This is a genomic window from Thioalkalivibrio sp. ALE23 (assembly GCF_000378545.1).
In the GTDB taxonomy this organism is placed as follows: Bacteria; Pseudomonadota; Gammaproteobacteria; order Ectothiorhodospirales; family Ectothiorhodospiraceae; genus Thioalkalivibrio.
In genome coordinates this window covers 531658-557394 of the sequence record NZ_KB900031.1, presented here as the reverse complement: position 1 = coordinate 557394, position 25737 = coordinate 531658, and the positions used below count along the sequence as shown (strand labels likewise).

At 67.8% G+C, this 25737-nt stretch carries 26 protein-coding genes and 2 pseudogenes; 23 read left to right on the top strand and 5 right to left on the bottom strand.

Annotated features, from left to right (window positions below; all coding sequences use genetic code 11):
- The first annotated feature begins 19 nt into the window (after positions 1-19).
- Positions 20-325, top strand: coding sequence for an encapsulin-associated ferritin-like protein (locus F573_RS0102700; protein WP_019021378.1), 306 nt, complete (start codon positions 20-22; stop codon positions 323-325).
- Between the two features lie 47 nt (positions 326-372).
- Complete coding sequence (locus F573_RS0102695) at positions 373-984, top strand: DUF3501 family protein (RefSeq protein ID WP_019021377.1); 612 nt, start codon at positions 373-375, stop codon at positions 982-984.
- 111 nt (positions 985-1095) lie between these two features.
- On the opposite strand, the gene radA is transcribed toward F573_RS0102695, so the two are convergent.
- The 3 genes from radA to F573_RS0102680 form a co-directional block, all read right to left on the bottom strand.
- Positions 1096-2445, bottom strand: coding sequence for a DNA repair protein RadA (radA, locus tag F573_RS0102690; protein WP_019021376.1), 1350 nt, complete (start codon positions 2443-2445; stop codon positions 1096-1098).
- Between the two features lies 1 nt (position 2446).
- Positions 2447-3727 carry an HlyC/CorC family transporter gene (locus tag F573_RS0102685; RefSeq protein ID WP_019021375.1) on the bottom strand — a complete coding sequence of 427 codons (1281 nt, stop codon included), beginning with the start codon at positions 3725-3727 and terminating at the stop codon, positions 2447-2449.
- A gap of 78 nt (positions 3728-3805) precedes the next feature.
- Positions 3806-4606 (bottom strand): inner membrane protein YpjD, encoded by an 801-nt coding sequence (locus F573_RS0102680; protein WP_019021374.1) that lies wholly within the window; start codon positions 4604-4606, stop codon positions 3806-3808.
- 134 nt (positions 4607-4740) lie between these two features.
- On the opposite strand from F573_RS0102680, the gene ffh reads away from it, so the two are divergent.
- The 12 genes and pseudogenes from ffh to F573_RS0102620 all read left to right on the top strand — a co-directional run bounded on the left by ffh (position 4741) and on the right by F573_RS0102620 (position 15428).
- Positions 4741-6129 (top strand): signal recognition particle protein, encoded by a 1389-nt coding sequence (gene ffh / locus F573_RS0102675; RefSeq protein WP_019021373.1) that lies wholly within the window; start codon positions 4741-4743, stop codon positions 6127-6129.
- Between the two features lie 89 nt (positions 6130-6218).
- The gene (gene rpsP / locus F573_RS0102670; RefSeq protein ID WP_018870607.1) at positions 6219-6479 is read left to right on the top strand and encodes a 30S ribosomal protein S16; all 261 of its coding nucleotides are present in this window, start codon (positions 6219-6221) and stop codon (positions 6477-6479) included.
- A 16-nt stretch (positions 6480-6495) separates the two neighbouring features.
- A complete protein-coding gene (gene rimM, locus F573_RS0102665; protein WP_018870606.1) occupies positions 6496-7005 on the top strand; it encodes a ribosome maturation factor RimM in 510 nt (169 codons plus the stop codon).
- Between the two features lie 7 nt (positions 7006-7012).
- Positions 7013-7780, top strand: coding sequence for a tRNA (guanosine(37)-N1)-methyltransferase TrmD (gene trmD / locus F573_RS0102660; RefSeq protein WP_018870605.1), 768 nt, complete (start codon positions 7013-7015; stop codon positions 7778-7780).
- A 9-nt stretch (positions 7781-7789) separates the two neighbouring features.
- Complete coding sequence (gene rplS, locus F573_RS0102655; protein WP_018870604.1) at positions 7790-8158, top strand: 50S ribosomal protein L19; 369 nt, start codon at positions 7790-7792, stop codon at positions 8156-8158.
- A gap of 42 nt (positions 8159-8200) precedes the next feature.
- Positions 8201-8707: pseudogene (locus F573_RS14745) on the top strand (methylated-DNA--[protein]-cysteine S-methyltransferase); the annotation flags it as partial.
- 229 nt (positions 8708-8936) lie between these two features.
- Positions 8937-9746 carry a sulfur oxidation c-type cytochrome SoxA gene (gene soxA, locus F573_RS0102645; protein ID WP_019021372.1) on the top strand — a complete coding sequence of 270 codons (810 nt, stop codon included), beginning with the start codon at positions 8937-8939 and terminating at the stop codon, positions 9744-9746.
- 27 nt (positions 9747-9773) lie between these two features.
- Complete coding sequence (gene soxX / locus F573_RS0102640; RefSeq protein ID WP_018870601.1) at positions 9774-10454, top strand: sulfur oxidation c-type cytochrome SoxX; 681 nt, start codon at positions 9774-9776, stop codon at positions 10452-10454.
- 230 nt (positions 10455-10684) lie between these two features.
- Complete coding sequence (gene soxX, locus F573_RS0102635; RefSeq protein WP_038033127.1) at positions 10685-11374, top strand: sulfur oxidation c-type cytochrome SoxX; 690 nt, start codon at positions 10685-10687, stop codon at positions 11372-11374.
- A gap of 114 nt (positions 11375-11488) precedes the next feature.
- Positions 11489-12382, top strand: a complete 894-nt coding sequence (locus F573_RS0102630) for a 23S rRNA (adenine(2030)-N(6))-methyltransferase RlmJ (RefSeq protein WP_019021370.1) — start codon at positions 11489-11491, stop codon at positions 12380-12382.
- A 33-nt stretch (positions 12383-12415) separates the two neighbouring features.
- Positions 12416-14332: a molecular chaperone HtpG gene (gene htpG, locus F573_RS0102625; RefSeq protein ID WP_019021369.1), complete on the top strand. Its 1917-nt coding sequence runs from the start codon at positions 12416-12418 to the stop codon at positions 14330-14332.
- 613 nt (positions 14333-14945) lie between these two features.
- The gene (locus tag F573_RS0102620) at positions 14946-15428 is read left to right on the top strand and encodes a peptidylprolyl isomerase (RefSeq protein ID WP_019021368.1); all 483 of its coding nucleotides are present in this window, start codon (positions 14946-14948) and stop codon (positions 15426-15428) included.
- A gap of 103 nt (positions 15429-15531) precedes the next feature.
- Here F573_RS0102620 and cydC read toward each other — a convergent pair whose 3' ends face one another.
- Positions 15532-17172, bottom strand: a complete 1641-nt coding sequence (cydC, locus tag F573_RS0102615; protein WP_019021367.1) for a thiol reductant ABC exporter subunit CydC — start codon at positions 17170-17172, stop codon at positions 15532-15534.
- Positions 17169-18857, bottom strand: a complete 1689-nt coding sequence (cydD, locus tag F573_RS0102610) for a thiol reductant ABC exporter subunit CydD (protein ID WP_019021366.1) — start codon at positions 18855-18857, stop codon at positions 17169-17171. The genes cydC and cydD overlap by 4 nt, the downstream gene beginning before the upstream one ends.
- A 206-nt stretch (positions 18858-19063) precedes the next feature.
- On the opposite strand from cydD, the gene F573_RS0102605 reads away from it, so the two are divergent.
- From F573_RS0102605 to F573_RS14165, 9 genes and pseudogenes are all read left to right on the top strand, one after another.
- A complete protein-coding gene (locus tag F573_RS0102605; protein WP_019021365.1) occupies positions 19064-19333 on the top strand; it encodes a (2Fe-2S)-binding protein in 270 nt (89 codons plus the stop codon).
- Positions 19334-19387: 54 nt separating this feature from the next.
- Positions 19388-20080, top strand: a complete 693-nt coding sequence (locus tag F573_RS0102600) for a MotA/TolQ/ExbB proton channel family protein (protein ID WP_019021364.1) — start codon at positions 19388-19390, stop codon at positions 20078-20080.
- Entirely contained in the window at positions 20077-20502 is a 426-nt protein-coding gene (locus F573_RS0102595) for a biopolymer transporter ExbD (RefSeq protein ID WP_019021363.1), read from the top strand. Before F573_RS0102600 ends, F573_RS0102595 begins: the two co-directional genes overlap by 4 nt.
- On the top strand, positions 20499-20921 hold the full coding sequence (locus F573_RS0102590) for a biopolymer transporter ExbD (RefSeq protein ID WP_018870591.1): 423 nt from the start codon (positions 20499-20501) through the stop codon (positions 20919-20921). The genes F573_RS0102595 and F573_RS0102590 overlap by 4 nt, the downstream gene beginning before the upstream one ends.
- A 3-nt stretch (positions 20922-20924) precedes the next feature.
- Positions 20925-21884 carry an energy transducer TonB gene (locus F573_RS0102585; protein WP_019021362.1) on the top strand — a complete coding sequence of 320 codons (960 nt, stop codon included), beginning with the start codon at positions 20925-20927 and terminating at the stop codon, positions 21882-21884.
- Positions 21885-21920: 36 nt separating this feature from the next.
- Complete coding sequence (locus tag F573_RS0102580) at positions 21921-22355, top strand: hypothetical protein (protein ID WP_026300771.1); 435 nt, start codon at positions 21921-21923, stop codon at positions 22353-22355.
- Between the two features lie 232 nt (positions 22356-22587).
- Positions 22588-23064 (top strand): bacterioferritin, encoded by a 477-nt coding sequence (gene bfr / locus F573_RS0102575; RefSeq protein WP_018871167.1) that lies wholly within the window; start codon positions 22588-22590, stop codon positions 23062-23064.
- Between the two features lie 58 nt (positions 23065-23122).
- Positions 23123-23347, top strand: a complete 225-nt coding sequence (locus F573_RS0102570) for a hemin uptake protein HemP (RefSeq protein ID WP_019021360.1) — start codon at positions 23123-23125, stop codon at positions 23345-23347.
- A gap of 220 nt (positions 23348-23567) precedes the next feature.
- Positions 23568-25711, top strand: a pseudogene (locus tag F573_RS14165) (TonB-dependent receptor family protein).
- Positions 25712-25737 lie beyond the last annotated feature (26 nt).

Here is a 25737-nt window from a genome sequence, read left to right as displayed (position 1 = left end):
CCCATCAGGAGGGAAGCGAATGGCCAGTGACAGCTACCACGAACCGGTCGAGGAGCTCAGCGACGAATCGCGCGAGATGCATCGCGCCATCGTTTCGCTGATGGAAGAGCTCGAGGCGGTCGACTGGTACCAGCAGCGCATGGACGCCTGCAAGGATCCCGAACTGAAGGCGATCCTCGCGCACAACCGCGACGAGGAGATCGAACATGCGGCGATGGTGCTGGAGTGGATCCGGCGCCGGAACCCGGTGTTCGATCGCGAACTCAAAGACAATCTCTGGTCCGACAAGGACTACACCGACAAAAGCCAGCATCACGACCACTGATGCCCCGTGCGGGTGATGTGGCTCCCGGTGCTCGAGGAGGTGAGAACATGGTAACGGAGGAAAACGTGGACAAGCTCAGCCGTGACGACCTGTATTCCCTGGAACAGTATTCCGAGGTACGGCCCAATTTCCGCCGCGACGTGATGGAGCACAAGCGCCACCGCGTGCTGCAGATCGGTCCTGCGGTCACCCTGCACTTCGAGGATCGCATGACCATGCAGTACCAGATCCAGGAGATGCTGCGGGTCGAGAAGATCTTCGACCGCGAAGGCATCGAGGACGAGCTGGGTGCCTACAACCCGCTGATCCCGGACGGCTCCAACTGGAAGGCGACCATGATGGTCGAATTCCCCGACGCGGACGAGCGCAAGGTGCAGCTGTCGAAGCTGATCGGCATCGAGCGCGTGACCTGGGTGCAGGTGGAAGGCCACGACAAGGTCTACCCCATCGCCAACGAAGACCTCGACCGCGAGACCGAGGACAAGACCTCGTCGGTGCACTTCCTGCGCTTCGAGCTGACGCCCGCAATGGTGTCGGCGGCCAAATCCGGCGCGGCCATCGCCGCCGGCGTGGACCACGAGAACTACAACCACCGCGTGGATGCCGTGCCCGAGGGCATGCGCGAATCGCTGGCGGCGGATCTCGACGCCGTCAATTGACGGTGAGGCCAGTCCGGCCGATTAAGAAAGGGCGCCCCGGCGGGCGCCCTTTTTTATGGATTCGGAGTGGTAGTTGCCGGCTCTGCCCGGCCCGTTATGCCGACTTCCGGCTTACAGCGCGTCTAGGACCTCGCCCAGGCGCGAGACGGAGACCACATCCATGCCCTTGATCGGCTTGCGCGGGGCGTTGGCGGCGGGGGCGATGGCGCGGGTGTAGCCGTGCTTGGCGGCCTCGCGCAGGCGTTCCTCGCCGTTGGGGACCGGGCGGATCTCCCCGGCCAGGCCCACCTCGCCGAAGGCCAGCAGTTCCTGCGGCAGGGGGCGGTCGCGCAGGCTGGACAGGGCGGCGGCCAGCATCGGCAGGTCGGCGGCGGTCTCGGTCACGCGGACGCCGCCGACGACGTTGATGAACACGTCCTGGTCGAACAGGGCCACGCCGCCATGGCGGTGCAGCACGGCCAGCAGCATGGTCAGGCGGTTCTGCTCCAGGCCCACGGTGATGCGTCGTGGCTGCGAGGCGTGGCTCTCGGCGACCAGGGCCTGGACCTCCACCAGCAGGGGGCGCGTACCTTCGCGGGTGACCATCACCACGCTGCCGGGCACCGGGTTCTCGTGGCGTGACAGGAAGATCGCCGACGGGTTGGCGACGGGTTTGAGGCCGGTCTCCAGCATCGCGAACACGCCCAGTTCGTTGACCGCGCCGAAGCGGTTCTTGACCGCCCGCAGCATGCGGTAGCGCCCGTCCGGGTCGCCCTCGAAGTACAGCACGGTGTCGACCATGTGTTCGAGGATGCGCGGGCCGGCCAGCTGCCCGTCCTTGGTCACGTGGCCGACCAGGATCACGGTGATGCCGCGCTGCTTGGCCAGCCGGACCAGCGCGGCGGCGGCATCGCGCACCTGGCTGACCGAACCCGGTGCGGACTGCGAAGCGGCGGTGAACAGGGTCTGGATCGAGTCGATCACCAGCACCCCGGGGCGTTCGCTTTCGCAGGTGGCGATGATGTTTTCGACCTGCGTCTCGGTCAGCAGGCGCAGGCCGTCCACCTCCAGCCCCAGGCGCTGCCCGCGCATGCTCACCTGCTGGGCCGATTCCTCGCCGGTCACATACAGGGTCTGCTCCGGTGGCAGGGCGGCCAGGGTCTGCAGCAGCAGGGTGGACTTGCCGATGCCGGGGTCGCCGCCGATCAGGATCACCGAGCCGGTGACCAGGCCGCCGCCCAGCGCCCGGTCGAGTTCCGAGATCCCGGTGGAGGTGCGCGGCAGCTCGCCCGTCTCGACCTCGCCCAGCCGGGTGATGCGTGCGCTCTCGCCGGCATAGCCGCCGCCGCGCGGCCCGGCGGAGGCGACCGGCGCGGCCTCCTCGAGGGTGTTCCAGGCGCCGCATTCCCCGCACTGGCCGGCCCATTTGGGCGAGGTCGCGCCGCAGGCGCGGCAGATGTACTGGGTCTTGCTGCGGGCCATGTCAGTCTTCCGGGGTGGTCGGGCTGTGGTGTTCCGGCGGGATGCGCACGGTGCGGATGGTGTTGTTCTTGATCTGCACGATGTCCATCACCACGCCGTTGATGCGCACGCTGACCGGGGCTTCGGGGATGCTCTCGAGGTGCTCCACGATCAGCCCGCTGAGGGTGCGCGGGCCGTCCAGCGGCAGCTCCAGCGCCAGCGCCCGGTTGATCTCGCGCAGGTGGATGCCGCCGTCGACCATCGCCGCGCCGTCGTCCTGGAACAGCACGTCGTCGCTCATGGTCGGCGAGTCGGTGGTGAACTCGCCGACGATGTCCTCCAGCAGGTCCTCCAGGGTGATCAGGCCCTGGATGTCACCGTACTCATCCACCACCAGGCCGATTCGGCGGCGCTGCTGCTGGAAGTTGATCAGCTGGCGGTTCAGAGGCGTGCCCTCGGGGATGAAGCAGGGCGGCGTGACCACCTGGCGCAGTTCTTCGGGGCCGAACTCGTCGCGCTCGATCAGCGGCAGGACGTCGCGCAGGTGAAGAAAGCCCAGCACCCGGTCCAGCTCGCCCTCCACCACCGGCAGCCGTGTGAAACTGCCGTGCAGCAGCTGATCCAGCACCTCGTTCCACGGCTCGGTCAGGTCCAGCACCACGATCTCGTTACGCGGGATCATGATGTCCTCGACCGTGGCCCGCTCCAGATCCAGCAGGTTGAGCAGCATGCGGCGGTGGTTCGGAGGGATCAGCGAGCCCGCCTCGGAGACCACGCTGCGCAGCTCGTCCGCGCTGAGGGCCGAGCGCTGGCGGGCATCCACCGGCACCCCGAACAGCCGCAGGAAGTTGTTGGCCAGCAGGTTGACCAGCCACACCACCGGCCACAGCACCCGCATCAGTACGCGGTAGATGCGCGCCGCCGGGTAGGCCACCCGCTCGCTGTGCAGGGCCGCCAGGGTCTTGGGGGCGGTCTCGGCGAAGATCAGCAGGGTCAGGGTCAGCACGCCGGTGGCGATGGCCACCCCGGTGTCGCCGAACAGCCGCCAGCCGATGATGGTTGCGATCTGGGCGATCAGGATGTTGACGAAGTTGTTGCCCAGCAGGATCAGCCCGATCAGGCGGTCGGGCTGATCCAGCAGGCGCGCGGCGATGGCCGCCCCGCGGTGCCCGGTCTGGGCGCGATGGCGCATGCGGTAGCGGTTCAGCGCCATCAGCGCCGTCTCCGACCCGGAGAAAAAGGCCGACAGCAGGAACAGCACGAGCAGCGCGCCGAACAGGACGGACAGCGGGATCTCTTGCAACGGGGGGACCTGCGGTCAGGTGTGGGCGGGCTCCATTTCAGGCAAGCCCCGCGAGGCTGTCAAGCGCCGGCGCAGGGCTCACACTCGCCCGAGGATGACCTCCAGCACCAGCTTGGTGCCGAAGTAGGCCAGCACCAGCGCGACGAAGCCGCCGGTGGTCCAGGCCAGCGCGCGCGATCCGCGCCAGCCCAGGCGCCAGCGCCCCAGCAGGAGCACGGAGAAGATGACCCAGGCCAGGATCGACAGCACCGACTTGTGCACCAGGTCCTGGGCGAACAGGTCGTCGACGAAGATCATGCCCGAGATCAGGCTGAGTCCGAGGAACAGCCAGCCGATGAAAATCATGCGGAACAGCCACAGTTCCATGGAGAACAGCGGCGGCAGGTAGCGCACGATCCCGCGCGTGTGGTGGTCGTGCAGGGCGCGGTGCTGGGCGGTCATCACCGCGGCCTGGGCGGTGGACAGGGCGAGGAAGGCCCAGCCCAGCGCGGAAAACAGCACGTGCACCGCGATCCCGGCCGAGGTCGCGTAGCGGGCGTCGCCGTCGCACAGCAGCGCGGTCAGCGCGGCCAGCAAGGTCAGTGGCAGGACCACCATCCCGAGACTGGCCAGCGGGTGGCGCAGGGCGGTGACCCACAGCAGGGCCGCCACCAGCCACATCGACGCCGACAGCGCATTGCCCAGGCACAGGTTCCAGCCGGTGCCGGTCGCGATCGCCGGGACCAGGGCAACCAGATGTGCGAACAGCGCCAGCAGCCACACTGCCAGCGGTCCGCGTGGCTGCCCGGCGGCCAGCGGTCGGTCGCGTATCCCCAGGGCCAGGTAGCCCAGCGCGATCAGGTACAGAAAAACGGCGATGGTTCCGGCGATCGTGGTCATGCGCGGATTATCCCTTGTCACGTCCGCGAATGCACTTCGTCATCGCGCGCTGCAGGAGACCCCCGGTCACGGGTATAATGCTCGATTCGATGCGGGCCGCGCCCCGCCGATTTCATCCGCAGGAGACACGTCCCATGTTCGACGGCCTTTCCAGTCGCCTCCAGGACACGATGAAGCGTCTGAAGGGTCAGGCGCGCCTGACCGAGGACAACATCCAGGAGGCCCTGCGCGAAGTGCGCATGGCCCTGCTCGAGGCCGACGTCGCGCTGCCGGTGGTGCGCGAGTTCGTGAAGGACGTCAAGGAAAAGGCGCTGGGCAAGGAGGTCATCGGCAGCCTGACGCCGGGGCAGGCCCTGATCAAGGTCGTGCACGACGAGCTGGTCGCGACCATGGGGGGCGAGAACGCCTCGCTGAATCTGGCCGCGCAGCCGCCGGCGGTGGTGCTGGTGGCCGGCCTGCAGGGCGCGGGCAAGACCACCAGTATCGGCAAGCTGGCGAAGCTCCTGCGCGAGCGCGACAAGAAACGCGTGGCGGTGGTCAGCTGCGACGTCTACCGCCCCGCCGCGATCCAGCAGCTGGAGACCCTGGCCGGCCAGGTCGAGGTGACCTTCTACCCCAGCGATACTTCGCAGAAGCCCGACGATATCGCCACCGACGCGGTGCAGCGGGCCCGCCGCGAAGGGATCGACGTGCTGCTGGTGGACACCGCCGGGCGCCTGCACGTCGACGAGGACATGATGGCCGAGGTGCAGACCCTGCACTCGGCGGTCGAACCGGTGGAGACCCTGTTCGTGGTCGACTCCATGACCGGGCAGGACGCCGCCAACACCGCGCGCGCGTTTGGTGACGCCCTGCCGCTGACCGGTGTGGTGCTGACCAAGGCCGATGGCGATGCCCGCGGGGGTGCCGCCCTGTCGGTGCGCCAGATCACCGGGGTGCCGATCAAGTTCATCGGCACCGGCGAACGCCCCGACGGGCTCGAGCCCTTCCATCCGGAACGTATCGCGTCCCGTATCCTCGGCAAGGGCGACGTGGTCTCTCTGGTGGAAGAAGCCTCGCGGCAGGTCGACGAGGAAAAGGCCGAGAAGCTCACGCGCAAGCTGAAGAAGGGGCGCGGCTTCGACCTGAACGACCTGCGCGAACAGCTGGCCCAGATGGAGAAGATGGGCGGCATGGGCAGCATGCTGGAAAAGCTGCCCGGCGGCGGCAAGATGCAGGAGGCGATCAAGAATCAGGCCGGCGACAAGGAGATCCGGCGCATGCAGGCCGTGATCTCGTCGATGACCGACGAGGAACGCCGCCACCCGGACATCATCAAGGGGTCGCGCAAGCGCCGCATCGCCGCGGGCTCCGGCTGCCAGATCCAGGACGTCAACCGCCTGCTCAAGCAGCACACCCAGATGAGCAAGGCGATGAAGAAATTTTCCAAGGGCGGCGCATCGAAAATGATGCGGGCCCTTGGAGGACAAATGGGCGGCATGGGCGGCCCTGGAGGCCCCGGAGGGGGGCTGCCGAAACGCTGACGACGGGGCTTCGGCCTTGTCTTGGCGCTGCAATTCGTTATAATCGCGCGTTTTCTCGCGAAACCGAACTTCACGGGGTTCAAGACTTCATGCTTACAATTCGTCTGTCACGCCGCGGCGCCAAGAAGCGCCCCTTCTACTCGATCGTGGTGACCGACTCCCGCGCCCGCCGCGACAGCGGCTACATCGAGCGCGTCGGTTTTCACAATCCGGTTGCCCGCGGTCAGGAAATCCCGCTGAAGATCGACCTCGAGCGGGTCGATTACTGGCTGAGCCACGGTGCCGGCATGTCCGAGCGCGTGGAGCACCTGGTCAAGGGGTACCGCAAGCAGCAGGCTGCGGCGGCCTGACCGCCGGGAGACGCAGGTGAGCGAGGCGGGTGAGCGCATCCGCGTCGGACGCGTCTCCGGGGTCTACGGCGTCAGGGGCTGGGTCCGGATCTTTTCCGAGACCGAGCCGCGTGACGCCATCACCGGTTTCCCCCGCCTGTGGATGAAGCAGGCCGAGGGATGGCGGCTGGTGGAGATTGAAAGCGGCCGCGCGCACGGCCCCGGCGTGGTCATCAAGTTCGCCGGGGTGGCCGATCGCGATGCCGCCTACGGACTGATGGGGGCCGAGCTGGCGATCGAACGCGAGTGGCTGCCCCCGGCGGAAGAAGGCGAGTACTACTGGGCCGACCTGCAGGGCCTGTCCGTTGAACATGTCGACGGCACGCCGCTGGGGACGGTCACCGGTTTCATGGAGACCGGCGCCAATGACGTGATGGTCGTGAGCGGTGAACGCGAGCGGCTGATCCCCTGGGTGCAGGGTCCGTACATCCTCGAGGTCGATCTCGAGGGCGGACGGATCCGGGTGGACTGGGATCCGGAATACTGACGCGGCGATGCGCTTCGACGTCATCACCCTGTTCCCGGAGCTGGTCGCATCCGTGACGCAATGGGGCATCCCGCGCCGGGCCGTGGAGGCCGGGCAGATGGACCTGCGGACCTGGAATCCCAGGGACTGGGCCAGCGGGGTGCACCAGGCGGTGGACGACCGGCCCTATGGCGGCGGCCCCGGCATGGTCATGCAGGTGCCGCCGCTGAAGGGGGCGCTGGACGCCGCCCGGGCCGATGGCCGCGAGGCGCTGCACGTGGTCGCGCTGACCCCGCAGGGACGGCCGCTGGATCAGCAGCGGGTCCGGGCCCTCGCGGCAAGACCGCGGGTGGCGCTGGTCTGCGGCCGCTACGAAGGGATCGACGAACGCTTTATCGAAGCCGAAGTCGATGAAGAAATCTCGCTGGGAGACTACGTGCTCTCCGGCGGGGAACTGGGCGCCATGGCGATCATCGATGCCTGCGCCCGCCTCCGGCCCGGGGTGCTGGGGCATGCGGATTCCGCCGAGCAGGATTCCTTCAGCGAGGGCCTGCTGGACTGTCCGCACTACACCCGGCCGGAGGAACTGAACGGACACCGCGTCCCCGGCGTCCTCCTTGGAGGCGACCACGGCGCGATCCGCCGCTGGCGCCGCCGTGAGGCGCTGGGGCGTACATGGAGCCGCAGGCCGGATCTGCTGGCCCGGCTCGAACTGGGGGGCACGGATCAGGCCCTGCTGGACGAATACCGCGAGCGTCACCCGCGAGGTGGCGTCCGCTCCGAGAGCGATGATTGAGGTCGAGCAATGAATAACGTCATTCAGCAACTGGAAGCCGAGCAGATGAAATCCGATGTCCCGGATTTCGGCCCGGGCGATACCGTGGTGGTGCAGGTCAAGGTGCGCGAAGGAGAGCGCGAGCGCCTGCAGGCCTTCGAGGGCGTAGTGATCGGCAAGCGCAACCGCGGCCTGAACTCCGCGTTCACCCTGCGCAAGACCTCCTACGGCAACGGAGTGGAGCGCACCTTCCAGACCCACAGCCCGCAGATCGCCGAGATTCAGGTCAAGCGTCGCGGCAAGGTCCGTCGCGCCAAGCTGTACTACCTGCGCGATCGTACCGGCAAGGCCGCGCGCATCAAGGAAGACGTGCGCGCCCGGGCCAAAGGCCGCGGCTGACTTCCGGGCCGCGGTTGGTCCCGCGGACCCCCGCGCGAGCGCATGCAAGGCCGGCGCTGCATCCTCCCGGGTGCATCGCTGGCCTTTGTGTATGCCTGCGATCCCGAAAACTCCCTCCTCCTGCTCGGCTGGGAAGGCCATGAGACGCGGGTTTCCGTCCCGCTGCGCCTGCCCTTCGCTCCCGAGGTCTACGCCCGGGACCCGCGTGCCTGGGTTCCGCCCGATTGCCTGCCGCCCGGCAGCCCGCATCAGCAACGGGTCTGGCACGCGCTGACTCGCATCCCCGCCGGCGAAACCCGCACCTACGGCCAGATCGCCCGCGCCATTGGCTCCTCGCCGCAGGCCGTGGGCCAGGCCTGTCGTGCCAATCCCTGGCCCCTGTTCATCCCCTGTCATCGTGTCCTGCCGGCCGGCGCCGCCCCCGATCGCGGATCCGCGGGGGGATACGCCGGCCAGGTTGAGGGCCCCCTGGCCGCCGCCAAACAGGCCCTCCTGCGCCACGAAGCCAACCGGCAAACCGAAATCAACGGGCACTTTTTGCAAAAAGGGGGAATAGATCCGTTCCCCGGGGCGTCTGCCTGTCGGTGCCGGACTGCAAGAACCCTTGAAAAACAGACTTTTAAAAAACGCTAATATAGCGTTTGTTTGTTGACACGGTGTTCACGCATTCCGCACTCTGCAGCGTAGGTTCGGGCGACGGAGACCCGGGCCCATCGAATAAAACCGTGTGATGGAGGTTTCCATGTTCAAGAAAGCATTGCTCGCCTTGCCCGTAGCAATGGCGGTCGGGGGCGCTGCCCAGGCCGGCGAATGGCAGGACCCGACCGATGTCCTGCAGAAGCTGCTCGACGCCAATCCCGATTCGGCGTATCTGCATCAGAGTGAGCAGAACATCATGATGATGCCGGACAACCCCGCCCTGTGGGTGGCGGAAGACGGCGAGCAGCTGTTCTACGAGGAACGCGGGCCGAACAACGCATCGCTGGAAGGCTGCGACTTCGGCAAGGGCGAGGGCGTGCTGGAAGGCGCCTACGTGGAGCTGCCGCGCTACTTCGAGGACGTCGGCAAGGTCATGGATTTCGAGCAGCGCCTGGTGCACTGCATGAAGGAAATCCAGGGCTACGACGCCGATGACGCGGCCGTCGCGCAGCGCCACGGCAGCGGTTCGGACATCATGCAGCTGACCACCTATATCGCCATGCAGTCTTCCGGCATGGAGTGGCAGCCGCAGAACGATCATCCCGAGGAACAGGCGATGATCGCGGCCGGCGAGAAGCTGTTCTTCCGTCGCGGCGGAGCCCAGGACTTCAACTGCGCCTCCTGTCACGGTCAGTCCGGCAAGCGCATTCGTGCGTCGGTCCTGCCCGAGATGCGTAACTCCCAGGAATGGACCAAGGCGGTCTCCTGGCCGGCCCAGCGTGCCGGGCACGACAACGTCCGCAGTCAGAACCACCGCATCCGTGGTTGCGTGTGGCAGATGCGCCACGCCGGCATCAAGCCGGACTCGATGGCCAACACCGCGCTCATCGCTTTCTGGAATGACGCGGCGCGTGGCGAACCGGCGATCCTGCCCGACCTGAAGCGGTAACCCCGGACGCAATAGGAGACAGCAAGCATGTTCAAGAAAAATACTGTTGCGGCCGGTGTGGCCGCCTTTGCAACCGTCGCGCTGGCAACGGGCTGCGCCGTGGCCGAGGGCAACAAGTCGGACGACGTCGACATCACTGCGATGAGTGCGGACGAGCTGGCCGAATACATGATCTTCGAGTCGGACAGCTTCCGCTATGACCAGGTCCCGCAGGAAGGCGGTACCATGGAAGAGCGCATGACCCAGGACGAGATCCAGGCGGCCTGCTCGATCGAGGGTGACCCGGACGGCGAGACCGCCGGCCGCGTGGTGGCCCTGGCCCGCGAGCAGTACGAGGCCCCGGAAGGCGACATCGAGCTGGGCGACTGGGAGCGTGGTGAAGAGCTGGCGTTCTCCGGCTACGGCTATCGGATCGGTCACCGTACCGATGACCATTCCACCCGCGAAGCCGGCGGCAACTGCGTCAACTGCCACGTGTTCGATCCGGAAGGTCCCACGCAGGGCACCATCGGGCCGAGCCTGGTGAACTACGGCGCAACCCGCGGCGACAGCCAGGCCATCCGGGAATACGTCCATCAGGTCATCCACAACCCGCACCAGTACTTCCCGTGTGCGGAAATGCCCCGGTTCCAGGGCCTCCTGAGCGAGGAGCAGATCAGCCACATCATGGCCTATCTGCTGGATCCGGAGTCCCCGGTCAACAACTGATCCGGGGCAGCCGCAAGGCTGCATGACGATCCGTTCGGCGGATCGTGACCCGGGCCGCCGCGTTCCTCGCGGCGGCCCCCTCCCGGGGCATTCGCCACGGGACCAGACATTATTCACCATCGCACCCGCGATCCGGGCTCAACCGGGCGCCGCCGTGCACCCTGCCGGTGCCGCCGGTGTGGCTGCGGTCGCGAGTTCGGCGGCGAAACGGAATCGGGGAGACATCAGGGATGCCAGGCCACAGGGTACGTTGGGGGTTGCCGCTTGCCGTGTCGGCGGCGTTGTTCACCACGGGGTGTCAGTTCTTCGGCGACGCCGATGAGGGCGAGATCGACATCGCCTCGATGGAGACGGACGAACTGGTTGAACATATCGTGTTCGAATCGGACAGTTATCGACTGGACCAGCCCGTTCAGGAAGGCGGTTCGGCCCGCGGGCGCATGGAGCAGGATGACCTGCAGCGTGCATGTTCAGTGGTCGGAGGGGAGCTTCCGGACGATCAGGTGCAGGAGGTGATCACCCTCGCCCGGGAGAGCTACGAGGCACCCCCCGGTGGGCCGCGTCTGGGTGACTGGGAACGGGGCGCGGAGCTCGCCCGTTCCGGCTACGGGTTCCGCGTGGGGCATCGCAACGATGACCACTCGACGCGCACTCCCGGCGGTAACTGCTACGCCTGTCACCAGATGGACCCGAACGAAGCGGTTTATGGCACGATCGGGCCGAGCCTGGCCGGGTACGGGAACGGCCGGGGTACCGACGAGGCGTCCCTGCGGTATGCGCATGAGGTGATCTCGAATCCGCACCAGTATTTCCCCTGTACGGAGATGCCCCGGTTCGGTTCCAATGAACTGCTGAGCGAGCGGGAGATCAGCCACATCATGGCCTATCTGCTGGACCCGGAGTCCCCGGTAAACCAGTAAACTGCCCCCGCAGCGGGCGCCGCGCTTCGTGACCCGGGGCCGGCCGCAAGGAAGTCCAGCCACCGTGGTCCGCTGCGGTGGTTTTTTTATGGCCGGGGCGAAAGGGAGCGAGCCATGCTCAGCTATCAGCACGACTACCACGCCGGCAATTTCGCCGATATCCACAAGCATCTGGTGCTGCGCGCGGTGCTGGCGGCATTGCAGCGGCGGAACAAGCCGTTCGTGGCGCTCGATCTGCATGCCGGGGCCGGGGTTTATGACCTGGACGGTGAGCGGGCGCGCAAGACCGGCGAGGCGGCGCTCGGCATCGAGCGCCTGCGCGCCTGTGCTTGCGAAACCGCGCTGCCGGAGGCGGTGACCGGGTTTCTGGAGACCGTGCAGCAGGTGGCCGGGACCGACGGGTATCCGGGATCACCGGCGTTGATCCGCGCGTCCCTGCGCGAGAATGACCGGCTGGTGGCCTGCGAGATGCACCCCGAGGCCTACGAACGCCTGCAGCGCGCGTTCGCCGGGGATGCGCGCTGCCATGTGCACCGGCGCGATGCGCGCGAGGCCGCCCGCGGGCTGTTCCCGCCGCAGCCGCGGCGCGGGTTCGCCTTGCTGGACCCTTCGTATGAACGCCCGGCGGAATACCGCGAGGTGGCGGAGATCGCGGAGACCATCCTGGAGCGCTGGAACACCGGGATGGTGCTGGTCTGGTATCCGGTGCTGGCGGGGCGTCCCGATCACCCCCTGATGGAACGGCTGTGCACCCGGAGCATCCCCTGGGTGCGCAGCGAACTGCGCCTGCGTGATGATCCCGGCGCGGAGCGCGGGGCGCATCCCGGGCTCGCAGGCTCCGGCATGCTGGTGCTGCGTCCGCCGTGGCAGCTGGAAGAAGAACTGGCCGCAACGCTGCCTGCGGTGCTCGGCTGTCTCGATCCGCAGGGCGAGGGGGCGCTTTATCGTGCCGAGGGGCTTGAAGAAGGTCGCGGCGACCCCAGACTCCGGCGTGTTACCAATGTCTGAACCCATCCGAACCCATCACGGAGTCGTAATCCCATGACCGAAACCCGGACCGAGCAAGCCGCCGCCGGCGCGGAAACCCGCCAGTTCGAGACCGAGGTCAGCCAGCTGCTGCAGCTGATGATCCACTCGCTGTATTCCAACCGCGAGATCTTCCTGCGCGAGCTGATTTCCAACGGCGCGGACGCCTGCGACAAGCTGCGCTTCGAGGCGACCGCGAACCCCGACGAGATCCCGCAGCCGGCCGAGCTGCACATCGACGTGGACGTGGACAAGGATGCCCGCACCGTGACCGTGCGCGACAACGGCATCGGCATGTCGCGCGACGAGGTGATCCAGCAGATCGGGACCATCGCCCATTCGGGTACCCGGGCCTTCCTCGAGAAGCTGACCGGCGACCAGCAGAAGGATGCCCAGCTGATCGGGCAGTTCGGGGTCGGGTTCTATTCCTCGTTCATCGTGGCCGACCACGTGCGCGTGGAGACCCGGCGCGCCGGTACCGGGGTCGAGGCCGGCACGCGCTGGGAGTCGAAGGGCGATGGCGAATACACCCTCGCCGAATGCGAGCGCGCGGAACCGGGCACCGAGATCACCCTGACGCTCAAGGAAGACGCCGACGAGTTCCTCGAGCCGATGCGCCTGCGCCACGTGATCGGGCGCTACTCGGACCATGTGGCCTTCCCGATCCGCATGCGCCAGCAGGACGACGAAGGCAATCCGACGGACGAGTGGGAGACCGTCAACCGTGCCAGTGCACTGTGGACGCGGCCGAAGAGCGAGATCTCCGACGAGGAATACCGCGAGTTCTACAAGCACATCGCGCACGATTTCGAGGACCCGGTGGCCTGGACCCACAACCACGTGGAAGGTCGTCAGGAGTACACCACGCTGTTCTACATCCCCGGCCGGGCGCCGTTCGACCTGTGGGATCGCGACGCCCGCCACGGGGTGAAGCTGTACGTGAAGCGCGTGTTCATCATGGACGACGCGGAGAAGCTGCTGCCGAACTACCTGCGCTTCGTGCGCGGGGTGGTGGACTCGTCCGATCTGCCGCTGAACGTCTCGCGCGAGATCCTGCAGGATAACCGCCTGGTGGATTCCATCCGCTCGGGGTCGGTGAAGAAGATCCTCGGCCTGCTGGAGAACATCGCGAAGAACGAGCCGGAGAAATACGCCGGGATCTGGGACAACTTCGGTCGCGTACTCAAGGAAGGCCCCGGTGAGGACTTCGCCAACCAGCAGCAGATCGCGGGCCTGCTGCGTTTTGCCAGCACGTACAACGACGATGACACGCAGAACGTTTCTTTCGCCGACTACAAGGCACGCATGAAGGAAGGGCAGGACGCGATCTACGTGATCAGCGCCGACAACGCCGCCGCCGCGCGCAACAGCCCGCACCTGGAGGTGTTCCGCAAGCACGGCATCGAGGTGCTGCTGCTGTCCGACCGGGTGGACGAATGGCTGCTGTCCAACCTGCGCGAGTTCGACGGTACCCCGATCAAGAACGTCGCCAAGGGCGATCTCGATCTGGACAACATCATCGGCGAGCAGGATTCCGATGATACGGACGACGCCGAGGACCGGAAGGACGACGAACTGGGCGACCTGCCCGAGCGCATCCAGGGCGCGCTGGGTGACCGGGTCGACTCCGTGCGCCCGTCGAAGCGGCTGGTGGACTCGCCGGCCTGCATCGTCCTCGGCGAGCACGAGATGGCGCTGTATCTGCAGGAGCTGCTGAAGCAGGCCGGACAGGAGACCTTCTCCTCGAAGCCGGTACTGGAGGTCAATGCGCAGCACCCGCTGGTGGAGCGGCTGAAGACGGCGGAAGGCGACGACTTCAACGACCTCGCCTCGCTGCTGTTCGAACAGTCCCTGCTGGCCGAGGGCGGGCAGCTGGAGGATCCGTCCGGGTTCGTGCAGCGCCTGAACCGGTTCCTGCTGCAGGCGGCCTGAGCGGCCGCCCGTCGCGGACTCTGTACGCAACGCATGCGCCGGGCTCCTGCCCGGCGTTTTTGTTTGCGGCAGGTCCCGGCGGCCTGCGTGTCCTGCCAGTACCGGGAGGCGGCCGGCACCGTGACACCGTGGCCGTCATCGCGACCCGCCAGGTTCTCCCTCCCCCGTCATCGCAAGTCGCCAAGCCTCTCCTGCCCCGTCATCGCGAGTCGCCAAGCCTCTCCTGCCCCGTCATCGCGAGTCGCGAAGCGACGTGGCGATCTCCGGCCGAAGCCAACCGGATCCTGCGTGCAGCCAGCTTCGGCCGATTGCCACGTCGCCTTCGGCTCCTCGCAATGACGAGGACCAGTGGCTCCTCGCAATGACGAGGACCAGTGGCTCCTCGCAATGACGAGGACCAGTGGCTCCATGCAACGACGAGGACCAGTGGCTCCTCGCAATGACGAGGACCAGCGGCTCCATGCACGGACGAAGACCAGTGGCTCCATGCAATGAGGGGGAAGTTTCCCTGTGACAGGGAACGGCGTTGCCTGAACACCGTGGCCGGGGCCTGTGACGCGAGGGGGGCGGTCACGTTACCCTGTCGGGCCATATCTCAAGAGAGCAAAGCCCAATGCAAGTCGCGCAGAACTCCGTGGTGTCCATCCACTACAAGCTCACCAACGACGCCGGTGAGACCATCGACAGCTCCGAAGGCCGCGAGCCGCTGGCCTACATGCACGGCAACGGCCAGATCGTGCCGGGCCTCGAGCGCCAGCTGGAAGGCAAGGCCGCCGGTGACAAGGTCCAGGCCACGGTGCCGCCGGAAGAAGGCTACGGCGAGAAGCTGGACGCCATGGTCCAGGAAGTCCCGATGGAGGCCTTCCAGGGCGTCGACTCGATCGAGCCGGGCATGCAGTTCCAGGCCCAGACCGAAAACGGTCCGCTGACCGTGACGGTCACCAAGGTCGAGGGCGATACCGCCACGGTGGATGGCAACCATCCGCTGGCCGGCCAGACCCTCAATTTCGATGTCGAGGTGGTGGACGTGCGCGAGGCCTCCGCGGAAGAGCTGGAACACGGTCACGCCCACGGGCCGGGTGGTCACGAGCACTGATCCTGCCTGCCGGGCCGGCCCCCGCCCGGTCCGGGACCCCCGGCGGTCGCAGCCCCGCGGCCGCCGGGTCTTTCTTCCCTCGCCTGTTCTCCCGAAAACGTCCCTATAGCGCCAGCCGTGGCCAGTGCGCCGGCATGCGCCGGGGTGCGTGGGTCACGATGACCGTCTGCCGCGCCTCCAGCCAGGGCCCGATGCGCTCCAGGATCGCCGCCTCGGTGGCTTCGTCCAGTCCTGCAAAGGGTTCGTCCAGCAGGGCAACCGGCCGGTCCTGCAGCAGCAGCCAGGCCAGCGCCACCCGGCGTGCCTGCCCGCCGGAGAGGTTGCCGGCATCTTCGCCCAGCGGATACTCCAGGCTGTAGCCCATGCGCTGCAGAAGCGGCGCGATGCGCACCTGATCCAGCACGGCCCACAGGCGGTCGGCGGGCAGATCGGGGCGGCCGAGGCGCAGGTTGGCGGCCAGGCTGTCGTCCAGCAGGCGCACGCGCTGGGGCAGGTAGCCGATCACCCGGTGGCGGGTGTCGGGATCCAGCGTGGTCAGATCCTGCTCGCCCCACCGGAGTTCGCCGCCGGTGGGCGCCAGTTCCCCGGCCAGGGTCTCCAGCAGGGCGGTCTTGCCGCGCCCGCTGATCCCGTGGATCACCAGCGGATAGCCGGGCTCCGGCCGGATATCCAGCGGGCCGGCCAGCGGGCGGTCGGCGCGGAAGCCGACGCTCAGGCCACGCGCTTCCAGCGGGCCGGAGGGCAGTTCGACGGGTTCTGCCCCGGCGGGCTCCGGCCCCTCGGCGGCGGCCTCGGTCTCGCGCAGGCGCCGCGCCGCTTCCAGGCTCTCGCCGAGGCGCCACCAGGCGCCGGGCAGGCTGCCCAGCGCCTCGTTAAGGCCCAGGGTCATCAGGGTGAGCAGCACGGCGACCGGCCCGAAGATCAGCCCTTCGGCGTAGGCATGCAGCGCGTAGCCCAGCATGGCGAGGGTGGTCAGCATCACCACCAGCTGCACGCCCTGTTCGCCCAGCACCCCCGCGCGTTCCTGGGTCAGGCGCCGCGCGGCTCCCTCACGGGCGCGCCGGGCCAGGGCCGCTCGGCGTTCCTCCAGGCGGCCAAACGCAGTCAGTTCCGGCAGCCCGCCAAAGTAGTCCAGCAGGGCCACGCGCTCATCGGATTCTTCCTGCACCAGCCGCCGGCCATGGCGCCGACCGGCCGCCGCCGCGAGCCCGGCGGTGGCCAGGGTGATCGCGGCGGCAACCAGCAGAATGGCCGCGGCGAGCGGCGGGGCCAGCCACAGCGCGATCGCCACGGCGCTGACCAGCGCCAGCAGGGCCCCGACCATCGGTCCCACCACCCGCAGCGGGATGGCGTCCAGGGTGTCGATGTCGCTGGTCAGGCGGGCCTGCAGGTCGCCGCTGCGCAGACTTGCCAGGCTTCGCGCCGGCCAGCGCGCCAGCTGGCGGAAGGTGGTCGCGCGCAGGTCGGCGAGGATGCGCAGGACCGCTTCGTGTCCGGTCACGCGCTCGAAATACCGGGCGATCGTGCGCAGCACCGCCGCCGCACGTATCCCGCCGGACGGTGAATAGATATCCAGGGTGGCCAGCATGCCAGCCCCGGCCAGGGCCGTGGCGGTGATGAACCAGCCCGACAGGGCGAGCAGCACGATGCCGCTGACCCAGGTCACCGCCAGCAGCAGCCAGGCCAGCAGGCTCCAGCCGAGGCGCGAGGTGAACAGGCGTTGCAGGTATTCACGGTCCGTCATGCGAGGCTCTCCACGCGGCCATCGGCCAGCCGGACCACCCGGCTGGCACGTTCCCTGACGGCCTCGCGGTGGGCCGCGATGACCAGGGTGATGTCGTGCTCGGCGGCCAGGGCGAACAGGGTGTCCAGCAGGGCGGCCTCGGTCGCCTCGTCGAGCGCGCTGGTGGGTTCGTCCAGCAGCCACAGCGGATGCCCGGCGAGGATCCCGCGGGCCATCGCGATGCGCTGGGCCTGCCCCCCGGAGATTCCGGTGTTGCCTTCCCCGATGGCGGTATCCAGCCCGTCCGGCAGCTGCGGGTCATCGACCGGCAGCCCGGCGCGGGCGAGGGCGTCGTGCATCGCCGCGTCGCTTACCGGTTCGGCGCTGGCCAGTTGCAGGTTGTCGCGCAGGCTGCCGTGGAACAGGTGGGCGTCCTGGCCGATCCACACGAACCGCTGCAGGTCGTCGGCCATGCGGATCTCGCCGCTGGCCGGGCGCAGGAAGCCGGCCAGCAGCGCCAGCAGGGTGGACTTGCCGGAGCCGCTGGGGCCGGTTACCGCCAGGTGTTCCCCGCGGCCGATCTGCAGGTCGATGTCGTGCAGGGCCGGTTGGGCGGTATCCGGATACTGCACCTGCACTCCGGCCAGGTGTACCGCCGTGCGCGGGCTGTCCGGCGCCCCGGGCGGGGCGGTGGCGGGGCCACCGGCCGGCTGCAACAGGGGCGCCAGGGACTCGGCCGCGGCCAGCGCGGCAGCCCGGTCGTGATAGCTCTGCGCGAACTGGCGCAGGGGCAGGAAGTATTCGGGCGCCAGCACCAGGATGAACAGCCCGGTGAACAGGGTCAGGCTGCCGGCCGGACCGTAGTCGATCGCCCCGAACAGGCCGAAACCGATATAGATGGCCAGCAGGCCGATGGCGACCGCGCTGAAGAATTCCATGATCGCCGACGACAGGAACGCGACTCGCAGCACGCGCATGGTCAGGCGGCGGTGTTCGTCGCTGGCGGCTACCACCGCCTCGCGGGCCGCCTGCGTGGCGCGCGCGCGGCGCAGAAAGTCGAGGCTGCGCAGGCGGTCGAGGAAGTGCCCGGCGAGGCGGTTCTCCTCGTCCTGCTGGCGGCGGTGGATCTGTTCGGCGCCCATGCCGACCAGAGCCATGAAGGCGGGAATCAGCGGTGCCGAGAGCAGCAGCAGTCCGGCGGCGAGCCAGTCCAGCCAGGCCACCGTCAGCAGCAGCACCAGCGGGGTCAGGATCACCATGCGGGTGCCGGGCAGGTAGCGCGCGTAGTGGCCGGTCAGGTCTTCCACTCGCCGCAGGTAGTGATCGACCCAGGCCCCTGACGGCGCGCGGTGCGCCAGATGCACGGCGCCGTCGCGCCGGGCCGCGTCCAGTAGTTCCTCGCGCAGTTCACGCTTGACCGCATCCGCCAGACGATGGCCGGCGCCATCGCGCAGGGCCTGCAGGGCATAGCGCAGCACCGCCGCCACCGCCGCGCCCGCCAGCACCATGCCCAGTGGCAGGCGTTCCGGTGCGAACAGCGCCATGTGGACCGCCCAGGCGATCAGGCCGGCCAGGGCCACGGTGGCCAGGGTGGCGCCCAGCCCGGCGGCGGTGGCGCCCAGCAGCCAGTGGCGGTGCGGACGCATGCGCGCCTGCAGCCAGGGGCCGGGGCGCGGAAGGCCGGAGTCGGGGGCGTCGGCGGGCATCGAAATCCTTCTGTGACGGGGCGGGGTCCGCGGGTCCGGGGCGGCCCCGGGACGGAAATTCGAAACTAATCTATAAGAAGATGCTGATCAATGGACCCGGCAACGGGTGGGGGCCGACACACCTGAAAAGAATAGTGTTGAAAAGCATTCTCATTAGCGGTAATGTCGCCTCATCCACCCATTGCCAGGGGCCGGAGCCGTCAAAGATGATTGTATGTGTCTGCAATGCCGTGCGCGAACGCCAGATTCGGGAGCTGGTGGCGCAAAGTGATACCCGCGTCCGTATGCGCGATCTGCGCGAACAGCTGGGTGTGTGCGGTGATTGCGGAAAGTGCGCACGGCGGGCCCGGGGGATCCTGCGCGACTGCGCGGATCGCGCGGGCCAGCCGGTGGCCGGACACGCTCCGGCCGGGGGCTTCGCGGGCATTCCGGTGACGGCCGGGAGCATGGCAGCGGGGGCCTGCGCGGCCACCTAGGATCGGTCCGGTGCGCCCCGCGCGCCCCTTCAGGCAACGAATTCGGGATCCAGCATGAATGCATTGATCGAGTCCCTGGCGGGCGAGCGCTTCGCCGGGTTTCTGGACGCGGGCGGGCCCGTGGTGGCCATCCTTCTGGTGGCGTCGGTGGTGGCACTGGCGTTCGTACTGGTAAAGCTCTGGCAGCTCTGGCAGCTGCGGGTGACCGACGTGCGTCCGGCCGAACAGGCGCTGGAACTGTTCCACGGCGGGGACCCGGAGGCCGCCATTCGGCATGCCGAAGCCACGCCCAACCCGGCAGCGCGCGCAGTGGCGCGCGGTATTCGCGGATTGCGCTCCGGCGTGTCCGAAGCCACCGTGAGGGAAGAGGTCGTGCGGTATGGCAACGCGACCATCCAGTCCCTGCGCCAGGGTCTGCGGCCGTTGGAGGTGATCGGTGCGCTGGCGCCGCTGCTGGGCCTGCTGGGGACGGTCATGGGTATGATCAAGGCCTTTCAGGCGCTGGAAGAAGCCGGCAGCCAGGTGGATCCGGCGATCCTGTCCGGGGGCATCTGGGAAGCCCTGCTGACCACCGCCGTGGGCCTGGCCGTGGCGATCCCGGTGGTGGCCGCGCTGAACTGGCTGGAGACCCGCGTGGAGCGGGTGGCGCATCGCATGGATGACGCGGTCACGCGGCTGTTCACCGGCCAGCTGATGACCCCGGCCCCGCGCGAGCAGGCCGCGGATGCGGAGCCCGCCAGCCAATGACCGGTGACCCGGCGGAACAGCTGACGCTGGACACCGGTCGCCCGCGCCGGCGTAACCTGATCAGCCTGACGCCGCTGATCGACGTCGTTTTCATCCTGCTGGTGTTCTTCATGCTTGCCTCCAGTTTCCTCGACTGGCGCGCCGTGGAGCTGGAGGCCCCGGCCGAGGCCGGGGGAGCCGGTTCCATGGAAGGCGCAATGCTGGTGGAGGTGCGGCCCGATGACCTGCGTCTGGGCGGCATTGCGGTACCCGCCGCTGAACTGCGCGAACGCGTGTCCGCGCGGCTGGCGGAGGATGCCGACACCCGCGTGCTGGTGATGCCGGTGGCCGGGGTGAACATGCAGCGCACTGTCGATGTCCTCGAGGCGCTGGCCGATGCCGGGGTCCGCGACCTGTCCGTGATCCGGGAGGGTGGCTCATGATCGGCCAGCGACGCCACTTTCATGTCGCGCACCGGCCGCGCAACGACGACGAGAGCATACTGCCGCTGATCAACATCGTGTTCCTGCTGCTGATCTTCTTCATGGTGGCGGGGCAGCTGAGCGCGGTGGATCCGTTCGAGGTCGAGCCGGTGGAGTCCGCGGTGGATGGTCAGCCCGGCCCCGACGAATTCATGGTGATCGTGGGCACCGAGGGGCGTCTGGCGGTCAACCAGGACGAGATCGATCTCGAGGGCATGGCGCGTCTGGTGGGTGAGCACCTGCAGCGGCACGGCGATGCGGCGCGGGTGCGGGTGAAGGCCGATGGCCGCGCCGAGGCCGTCGACGTGGTCGGCATTCTCGAACGCCTGCGCGAGGCGGGCGTGGAGCGTATCGATCTGCTGACCGTGCCGGAGACCTGAAGCATGCAGCCCGGCATTCGACACTGGGTGGTCGCACTGATCCTGGCCGTGGTGCTGCACGGACTGGTCGCGATGGCCCTGTTGCTGCGCGAGCCGCCCACCGGGGCCGAGGACGCCGGGGTCGGCGGCCTGGAGATCTCCATGGCGGCCGGGGGCTCCGCACCCCCGGCCGCCGCGGCGGAGCCGCCCGCGGAGACGGCCGAGGCCGAACCGGTCGAGCCCGAAATGCCCGAGCCCGCCCCGGCCGAGCCGGTCCGGCCGGAGGAGGCCGAGGCTCGGGAGCCGGAACGCCAGCCGGTCCGCCAGGCGGAGGAGGTCGAGCCCGAACCCGAGCCCGAACCTGAACCCGAGCCGGAACCCGAGCCGGAACCCGAGCCGGAACCCGAGCCGGAACCGGAGCCCGAACCGGAACCCGAACCGGAACCCGAACCGGAACCCGAACCGGAACCCGAACCGGAACCCGAACCGGAACCCGAACCGGAGCCCGAACCGGAACCCGAACCGGAGCCCGAACCGGAGCCCGAACCGGAGCCCGCTGGCACGGCCGAGACGGCCGCCGAAACCGATGCCGTGGCCGATGAGCCGGGCGAAACGGACCCGACGGCCGACGAGTCCGGCCCCGCCGGGGACGCGGAGGGGGCCGCCGAGACGGATGCCACGGGCGGTGGCGACCCCGGGGCGGAGAGGGACTACCTTGCCGAACTGCAGGCCTGGGTCGAGCGGCACAAGCGTTATCCCAGAGCGGCCCAGCGTCGCCGGCAGGAAGGTACCGTGGAGGTCCGGCTGCAGCTCGCCCGTGATGGTTCGGTGATCGACTACGAGATCCGGGAGAGTTCCGGCTCCGGGATCCTGGATCGCGCGGTGGAAGACATGGTGCAGCGGGCCGACCCGTTTCCGGCGCCGGACAGGATCGGTCTGGACGGCTACGAGATCGTGGTGCCGGTGAATTTTTCGGTGCGCTGACGAACGACGGATCGAAGAGTGGTGGAGGCAGGCGAGATGACACGAAACTGGCAGATTCACGGCGGACTCGCGGCAGGCGTGCTGGGGCTGGTCCTGGCGCTGCCGGCACTGGCGGAGGACGGCGGCGGGATCGGCGTCCAGCTGAACAAGCTGGAGCCCGACGGCGACGACTGTCGCGCCCATCTGGTACTGGAGAACGGCCTGGATCAGGCGCTGGAGTCGCTGCAGCTGGATCTGGTGGTGTTCAGCGATGACGGCATCATCCAGAGCCGGACGCTGCTCGAGATGGCACCGCTGCGGGCGGGGAGCACCTCGGTGCGGGCCTTCCGCATGACGGATACGTCCTGTGATCGCGTCGGGCGCATCCTCGTCAACGACGTCGCCGCCTGCGAGGGCCCCGACGGCGCGGTCGCGGACTGTGCCGACCGCATCCGGCCTGAAAGCCTGGCGGAGCCGCCGCTGATTCGCTGAAGCACCGTTCCGGGAACAGGCGCCGCCAGCCCCTGCCGTTTCTGGTTTTATATGGAGCTATTGAAAACAGTTCTCATTCGCTATAGCATTCCCATACCTTGAGGCCATCTTGCATCGCGGAGCCCCCGCGCAGGATCCTGACAGGGGGCGCAGGCCGCTTCATGGCGCGGCTGCCGGACGCGCGGTGCTCGCCGCAATCAGCAACACAACGAGAACGAGAAGGAGAGTCACGATGCAGGGTGATAAGGAAGTAATCCGTTACCTCAACCAGGCGCTCAAGGGCGAACTGACGGCCATCAACCAGTATTTCCTCCATTCCCGCATGTTCCGGGACTGGGGCCTGGAGAAGCTGGCCGCGGCCGAATACGAAGAATCGATCGACGAGATGAAGCATGCGGACGAGCTGATCAACCGCATCCTGTTCCTCGACGGCCTGCCCAACCTGCAGGATCTGGGCACGCTGAGAATCGGGGAGACCACGCGCGAGATCCTCGAGGCGGACCTGGCGCTGGAGCACGAGGGGGAAGCGGTCTACCGCGACGCGATCGCCCACTGTGAACAGGTCCGGGACTACGGGAGCCGCGATCTGCTCCAGAAGATCCTGGACAGCGAGGAAAGCCATATCGACTGGCTGGAGACCCAATTGCAGTTGATCGACCGGATCGGCCTGCAGAACTACGAACAGAGCCAGACGGGCTCCGCCGAGTAAGGCTCCGGGGCATTCAATGCGGCCGTCCCGCAAGGGGCGGGGCGGCCGGGGAGGCAGAATGAGTTCCAGCGAAAACCGCCACCAGCCGGGATCCGTTCCGGAGCACACCGGGCAGCCTCGTGTCGGGGCCGGGGCCGGGCCGGAAGACCGGCCCGCCGGCGTTCCACGGGAAATCGCCTCGAGCGAGCTGCTGTGTGATGCCGATCGACTGTATATCCGCCATGAAGGCCAGTGCTACACCCTCCGGGTGACGTCCAGCAGGAAGCTGATCCTGACCAAATAAAAGCATTCCACGCCGTGGCGGCCGCCACGGCACCCGCCAGCCAGGGGACCCGCTCCCTCAGCCAGCCATTTTTCGTTACTTGAACCGCGACATGTCACCGGTCGAGGCGGTGCGCTGTCGTGCAAACCGAAGGGAGAAAGAAATGGCTCGCAGAGAACGAATGAGAAGCGTTCATTCCTATGGTTACCGGCGTGAGGCCGGCGTTGATCGGGAGCGCGGAATGGGGCCGGCAAGCTGGCGCCATCGCGCGGTAGCACTGGCGGTCCTGGGCGTCGCCGGGATGCCGATAGCCAACGCTCAGGATGCCGATACCGATCGTCTGGCACCGGTGGAGATCATCGGCGATTCGGCCCAGGCGCGGGAGCTGCCGGGTTCGGGGGCCGTCGTGGAACCCGAACAGCTGGAGCTCGACGGGACGACCGACATCCACCAGGCGCTGAAAACCGTCCCGGGCATGTACGTTCGCGAGGAAGAGGGCTTCGGCCTGCGGCCGAACATCGGGGTGCGTGCCGCACCTCCGGGGCGCAGCAGCAAGGTGACGATCATGGAAGACGGTGTGCTGATGGCTCCGGCGCCGTATTCCAACCCGGCGGCCTATTATTTCCCCACCACCAAGCGTCTCCATTCCATCGAGGTTCTCAAGGGGGCGCCGCTTCTGCGGCACGGGCCGCAGACCACCGGTGGCGTGATCAACCTGCGTTCCACGCCGATTCCGGCCGAACGCGCCGGCAGCATCGAGACCGTGGCCGGGGAACACGGCGGTCTCGACGTGCACGCGACCTGGGGAGATCGTATCGGTGACTGGAGTTACATGATCGAAACGGTCCAGCGTCGCAGCGATGGTTTCAAGGACATCGACCGCAGCAGCCGTGACACGGGCTTCCGCATCGAGGACTACGTGGCCAAGTTGCGCTGGGACGGGGCGCGCCAGAGCGTTGAACTGAAGGCCCAGCATTCCGAGGAGACGTCCAACGAGACCTATCTGGGCCTGACTGACGATGATTTTTCGCGTGATCCCAATCGCCGTTACGGGCTGTCCGAGATCGACCAGATGAACAACGATCATCAGGGTGTCAGCCTCATTCACGAGTTCGACTGGACCCCGGAAGTGCGGCAGACATCGACCGTCTATCGTAACGAGTTCGCGCGCAACTGGTTCAAGCTCGATGGCAACCTGGTGGCGGACGCCAATGAAGGCGATGCGGACGCGCTTGGTACCTTGCGGGGCACCCGGGACACTACGGGTCTCGAGTACAAGAACAACAATCGGGAGTACGTCTCGCAGGGCGTGCAGACCGAGTTCGATCTGGCGCTCGGCGACCACTGGATCCGGACCGGCGTGCGGTACCACGAAGACGAGATGGATCGGTTCCAGCCCGTGGAGATCTACGATCAGGTCAACGGTTCGCTGGTGCGTCAGGGCCGGGTCGAGCCCTCCGGGGGCAACAATCGTTTCGAGGATGGCGAGGCCTGGAGTCTGTGGGTTACCGACGAGTGGCAGGTGAACGACCGGCTGCGTCTGAATCTGGCCATGCGGTACGAAGACGTGAAGACCTCGCGGGTTCAGTACGCGGACGCCAGCCGCAATACCGTGGACTATCGGCGGTCGAACTCTTACAGCGAATGGCTGCCCGGGGCTTCCATGACCTTTGACGTGGACGATCGCTGGCAGCTGCTGGCCGGTGTGCACCGCGGCTTTTCGCCGGCCGGAGGTGGAGCCGAGTCCGGTACCGCCCCCGAGACCAGTATCAACTGGGAGCTGGGCGGGCGCTATCGCTCCGGGAATCTCTTCGCCGAGGCGATCGGGTTCCACAGTGACTTTACCGACCAGAAGGAAGACTGCTCCGTGGGTTCGCCCTGCTCGGACGGTTCCACCTCGGGCACGTTCACTACCGGCGAGGCGGAGATCTCCGGGGTCGAGGTGCAGGCCGGGACGGAGTTCGCGGCAGGTTCCTTCCAGGTGCCGGTGTCGGCGGCCTACACCTATACCCGGGCGCGCATCAGCAGCGACAACCCGGCCTCGGGCCTGGAAAAGGGCGATCGTCTGCAGGATATCCCGCGCCATCAGCTGAATCTGCGGGCAGGCCTGGAGCATCCGAGCGGGTGGGATAACCACGCGGTGCTGAACTATACCGGTGCTTCCTGCAGCTCCGTCGGCTGTAACAACAGTGATTCGGATTTTGATGAGACCGAGTCCCTGATGACCGTCGATCTGGTGAGTCGCTATGCGCTGACCGGGGATACCGACGTGTTCCTGCGGGCCCGCAATGTCTTCGACGAGCAGCGTATCGTGGCACGTACGCCCTACGGGGCCCGCGGAACCAGCCCCGGACGATTTCCGTCGGACTGACGCACCGGTTCTGAGCCGCGGGCGACCTCGCTCGCCGGTT

Coding starts and splice junctions, on each gene's coding strand:
- F573_RS0102700 (WP_019021378.1), top strand. CDS start 20: ATGGCCAGTGACAGCTACCACGAACCGGTCGAGGAGCTCAGCGACGAA.
- F573_RS0102695 (WP_019021377.1), top strand. CDS start 373: ATGGTAACGGAGGAAAACGTGGACAAGCTCAGCCGTGACGACCTGTAT.
- radA (WP_019021376.1), bottom strand. CDS start 2,445: ATGGCCCGCAGCAAGACCCAGTACATCTGCCGCGCCTGCGGCGCGACC.
- F573_RS0102680 (WP_019021374.1), bottom strand. CDS start 4,606: ATGACCACGATCGCCGGAACCATCGCCGTTTTTCTGTACCTGATCGCG.
- ffh (WP_019021373.1), top strand. CDS start 4,741: ATGTTCGACGGCCTTTCCAGTCGCCTCCAGGACACGATGAAGCGTCTG.
- rpsP (WP_018870607.1), top strand. CDS start 6,219: ATGCTTACAATTCGTCTGTCACGCCGCGGCGCCAAGAAGCGCCCCTTC.
- trmD (WP_018870605.1), top strand. CDS start 7,013: ATGCGCTTCGACGTCATCACCCTGTTCCCGGAGCTGGTCGCATCCGTG.
- rplS (WP_018870604.1), top strand. CDS start 7,790: ATGAATAACGTCATTCAGCAACTGGAAGCCGAGCAGATGAAATCCGAT.
- soxA (WP_019021372.1), top strand. CDS start 8,937: ATGGCGGTCGGGGGCGCTGCCCAGGCCGGCGAATGGCAGGACCCGACC.
- soxX (WP_018870601.1), top strand. CDS start 9,774: ATGTTCAAGAAAAATACTGTTGCGGCCGGTGTGGCCGCCTTTGCAACC.
- soxX (WP_038033127.1), top strand. CDS start 10,685: ATGCCAGGCCACAGGGTACGTTGGGGGTTGCCGCTTGCCGTGTCGGCG.
- F573_RS0102630 (WP_019021370.1), top strand. CDS start 11,489: ATGCTCAGCTATCAGCACGACTACCACGCCGGCAATTTCGCCGATATC.
- htpG (WP_019021369.1), top strand. CDS start 12,416: ATGACCGAAACCCGGACCGAGCAAGCCGCCGCCGGCGCGGAAACCCGC.
- F573_RS0102620 (WP_019021368.1), top strand. CDS start 14,946: ATGCAAGTCGCGCAGAACTCCGTGGTGTCCATCCACTACAAGCTCACC.
- cydC (WP_019021367.1), bottom strand. CDS start 17,172: ATGACGGACCGTGAATACCTGCAACGCCTGTTCACCTCGCGCCTCGGC.
- cydD (WP_019021366.1), bottom strand. CDS start 18,857: ATGCCCGCCGACGCCCCCGACTCCGGCCTTCCGCGCCCCGGCCCCTGG.
- F573_RS0102605 (WP_019021365.1), top strand. CDS start 19,064: ATGATTGTATGTGTCTGCAATGCCGTGCGCGAACGCCAGATTCGGGAG.
- F573_RS0102600 (WP_019021364.1), top strand. CDS start 19,388: ATGAATGCATTGATCGAGTCCCTGGCGGGCGAGCGCTTCGCCGGGTTT.
- F573_RS0102595 (WP_019021363.1), top strand. CDS start 20,077: ATGACCGGTGACCCGGCGGAACAGCTGACGCTGGACACCGGTCGCCCG.
- F573_RS0102590 (WP_018870591.1), top strand. CDS start 20,499: ATGATCGGCCAGCGACGCCACTTTCATGTCGCGCACCGGCCGCGCAAC.
- F573_RS0102585 (WP_019021362.1), top strand. CDS start 20,925: ATGCAGCCCGGCATTCGACACTGGGTGGTCGCACTGATCCTGGCCGTG.
- F573_RS0102580 (WP_026300771.1), top strand. CDS start 21,921: ATGACACGAAACTGGCAGATTCACGGCGGACTCGCGGCAGGCGTGCTG.
- bfr (WP_018871167.1), top strand. CDS start 22,588: ATGCAGGGTGATAAGGAAGTAATCCGTTACCTCAACCAGGCGCTCAAG.
- F573_RS0102570 (WP_019021360.1), top strand. CDS start 23,123: ATGAGTTCCAGCGAAAACCGCCACCAGCCGGGATCCGTTCCGGAGCAC.